The organism is Stenotrophomonas capsici, from assembly GCF_034961085.1.
Lineage (GTDB): Bacteria > Pseudomonadota > Gammaproteobacteria > Xanthomonadales > Xanthomonadaceae > Stenotrophomonas > Stenotrophomonas capsici.
In genome coordinates this window covers 1-3,208 of the sequence record NZ_JAYFUH010000168.1, presented here as the reverse complement: position 1 = coordinate 3,208, position 3,208 = coordinate 1, and the positions used below count along the sequence as shown (strand labels likewise).

Here is a 3,208-nt window from a genome sequence, read left to right as displayed (position 1 = left end):
ACGTACTCGAAGCTGTTCTTGCCGTCGTAGGTGGTCAGGCTGTCCACCCAGGTCGCCAGCACGCGGGCGTGGAACTGGCCAGGCATCGCGGCGAACAGCGTGGCTGCCGGCAGGCTGTACATCAGGTCCACGTCCACGCCGTTGGTGCGGTACTCGGCCAGGTTGACGTAGTTGGAGTTGATCCGCTCGATCTCGCCGTTGCCGTCGCGCACCACGCGGCCACACATGGCTTGGTTGCCGGCGATGCAGCGCAGCACGGTCTCCTGCGCCGACACCTGGGTGATCACGTCCTTGATCTCGATGTCGAAGTAGTCCACCGACATGATCAGGCCCGGGGCACGGGCCGGCGCCCAGGTGAAGCCGACGGTCAGCGTATCGGCCTTCTCCGGGTCCAGGCGCGGATTGCCACCGCCGATCACCAGTGCGCTGAGCGAGGTGCCGGTGAGCGGGTCGCTGATGGTCGACCAGCCGGTGGTGCTGGTGGTGTACATCTCCGACAGGTTGGCCGAACGGATGTCGCGCGAGCGGGTGAAGCGGCCGCGGAAGCCATCGAAGAATTCATTGGTCATGCCGTACTTCCACGACCAGATCGCACCGGAGCTGTTGTAGTCGCTGAAGCGCGCGGCGGCATTGACCTGCAGGTCGCGCAGCGCCGGCACGTCGCGCAGCAGCGGCGCGGCCACCTCGGCGAAGGCCTCGCGCACGGTGAAGCTGCCGGCCATCGGCGAGGAGCTCCAGGTGCTGAACGCCTTGGCTAGGTCCTGCGCGCCCACCTTCTGATCGATCTGCTCCTTGCGCGCCTCCAGGCCCACCGCCACCGATACCTCGCCGGCCGGCAGCGAGAACGGCTCGCCGCGCAGGTCCAGGCCGGCGGTGTCCAGCCGGGTGTTGGTCATGCGCCGCGGCGTGCCGGTCACGTAGGCAGCCGCTTCGGCCGAGGGCGCGCCGTGGCCGAACAGGTTGATCGGCACGCAGCCGGAGCCGGGGTTGGTCAAGGTCACCCGGCAGACCACCTTGCCGCTGACCGGATCGATCACCGCGTCCACCGCGTCGCGGTAGTTGCTGGTCAGCAGGAAGCCCGGCGCGGCCAGGTCGGACTGGTTGTCGCCGTGGCTGTAGTAGCCGCCCCAGCGCCAGTTGTCGCCCACCACGCCATCCAGCGCGACGGTGAACTGGGTGGTGCGACGGTCATAGTCGATGTCGGGGAAGGCGAAGTCGCTGTTGAAACGGCCCAAGGTGAAACTGGTCTCGCCGGCCGCTTCCATCGCATCGCGCACCGCCGCCGGCAGGAACGCGTTGTCCACACCAAGGCGCAGCCCGGTGCCGCGGTTGTGGTCGCCGAACCACGGGAAGCGGTTCCAGCTGCGCGAATGGCGCACGTCCACGGTCAGGCCGACGTTGTCGGTGAGGTTCCATGACAGCCGCCCCAGCACGTTGTAACGCCGCTGCGGCGTCATCAGCGAGCTGATGTCATCGTTGCTCGGGCTCTCGCCCCCCTGGATCAGCGATGCGCCGGTATAGCCGGGGAAGGGACGCAGGCTGCCGTCCGGGTTGAAGGCCATGCCGGCCAGCACGCCGCTGGTGATCAGGCCACCGATGGCGGCGTTGCCATAGCCCACGTCGCCGACCATCGTGTAGGTGCCGTCGCCATTGGACAGCTGTGCGGTGCGGCCCAGCCAGCGGCGCGAGGTCTTGGGAATCACGCCGTCGTTGTTGAGCGCCTCCGCGCCGATCACCACATGGCCGCGGCCCTGGGCGACCTCGAAGCCGGTGGCCGCCGAGACGTACTGCTTCTGGTTGTCCGAACGCGAGGACACCCCGCCCTGCACGTCGACCTTGGTCCCGACCAGCTGGCTGTCCAACTGCACGTTGACCACGCCGCTGACCGCGCCCGAGCCCCAGGCCGCCGAGGCGCCGCCGGTGACCACGTCCACGCCACTGATCAGGATCGAGGGGATCGCGGCCAGGTCGTTGTCGCTGGAGAAGCGTCGCCCGTCCAGCAGCACCAGCGTGCGGCTGGTGCCCAGGCCACGCAGGTCGACCGGCGCGCGTGCCGCGTCCACGCCGGTGGTGTGGGTCTGCGGCGACACCGTGCCGCGGAACTGCGGCAGGTCGTTGAGCGCGGCGGCGATGTTGGTGTGGGTGGAGAGCTGCAGTTCCTCCGGCGTCACCTTCACCGTCGGCGTGGGCGCGTTGAAGCCGGGACGGTCGATGCGCGAGCCCGAGGCGGTGACCTTGACGCTGGCGATGTCCACCACCTTGCCGTCGGCCGGCGCCGGTGGCGTGTCTGCGTTCTGGGCCGATGCGGCGGGGATCGTTCCGACAAGGATCAGGGCGATGCCCGTGGACAACGCGGTTCTGGCGATACGAGACGACATACGGTTCCTCGCAGACGGCTGGAAGTGGATACGACGGACCTGTGATGCGGAACTCCCCTTGTCCGCATCTTAGGAAGCCGTCTTCCGACCCCGCATCAGGGAAAACCCCCATAGCCGACCCATAAACGACAACGGCCGGCGCAAGCGCCGGCCGTTGTTTCAAACGTTACCAATTATCAGTGCTCGGCCGCCTTGCTGGCACCGATGCCGGTCTCGGCACGCACTTCCTGCGCCGGATAGGCCGCACGTTCCTGCTGTGCGTTGCGGCTCTTGTCCAGCACCGAGAACAGCCAGATGCCGACGAAGGCGATGGTCATGGAGAACAGCGCCGGGCTGGTGTACGGGAACGGCGCGCTGCCGGCCGGGTTGCCCAGCGTGTCCACCCATACCGATGGCGACAGCAGGGTCAGCAGCAGCGACGAGGCCAGGCCCAGGAAGCCGCCGATCACCGCGCCACGGGTGGTGCAGTCCTTCCACAGCAGCGACAGGATCAGCACCGGGAAGTTGGCCGAGGCGGCGATGGCGAAGGCCAGCGACACCATGAAGGCCACGTTCTGCTTCTCGAACACGATGCCCAGCAGCACCGCGACCACGCCCAGCACCAGGGTGGTGATGCGCGAGACACGCAGCTCCGAACCCGGCGGCGGGTTGCCCTGCTTGAACACGGTGGCGTACAGGTCATGCGACACCGCCGAGGCACCGGACAACGTCAGGCCGGCCACCACCGCCAGGATGGTGGCGAAGGCCACCGCCGAGATGAAGCCCATGAACAGGTTGCCGCCCACCGCCTTGCCGACCAGCACGGCCGCCATGTTCGGACCGCCCTGGAT

2 protein-coding genes are annotated in these 3,208 nt (G+C 68.1%); both read right to left on the bottom strand.

Annotation, left to right across the window (positions count from 1 at the left end; all coding sequences use genetic code 11):
- Positions 1 to 2,378: TonB-dependent receptor plug domain-containing protein (locus VA603_RS10730; RefSeq protein ID WP_323438812.1), on the bottom strand; the 2,378-nt coding region annotated here is incomplete at its 3' end.
- A 176-nt stretch (positions 2,379 to 2,554) separates the two neighbouring features.
- Positions 2,555 to 3,208: sodium:solute symporter family transporter (locus tag VA603_RS10725; protein WP_425603689.1), on the bottom strand; the 654-nt coding region annotated here is incomplete at its 5' end.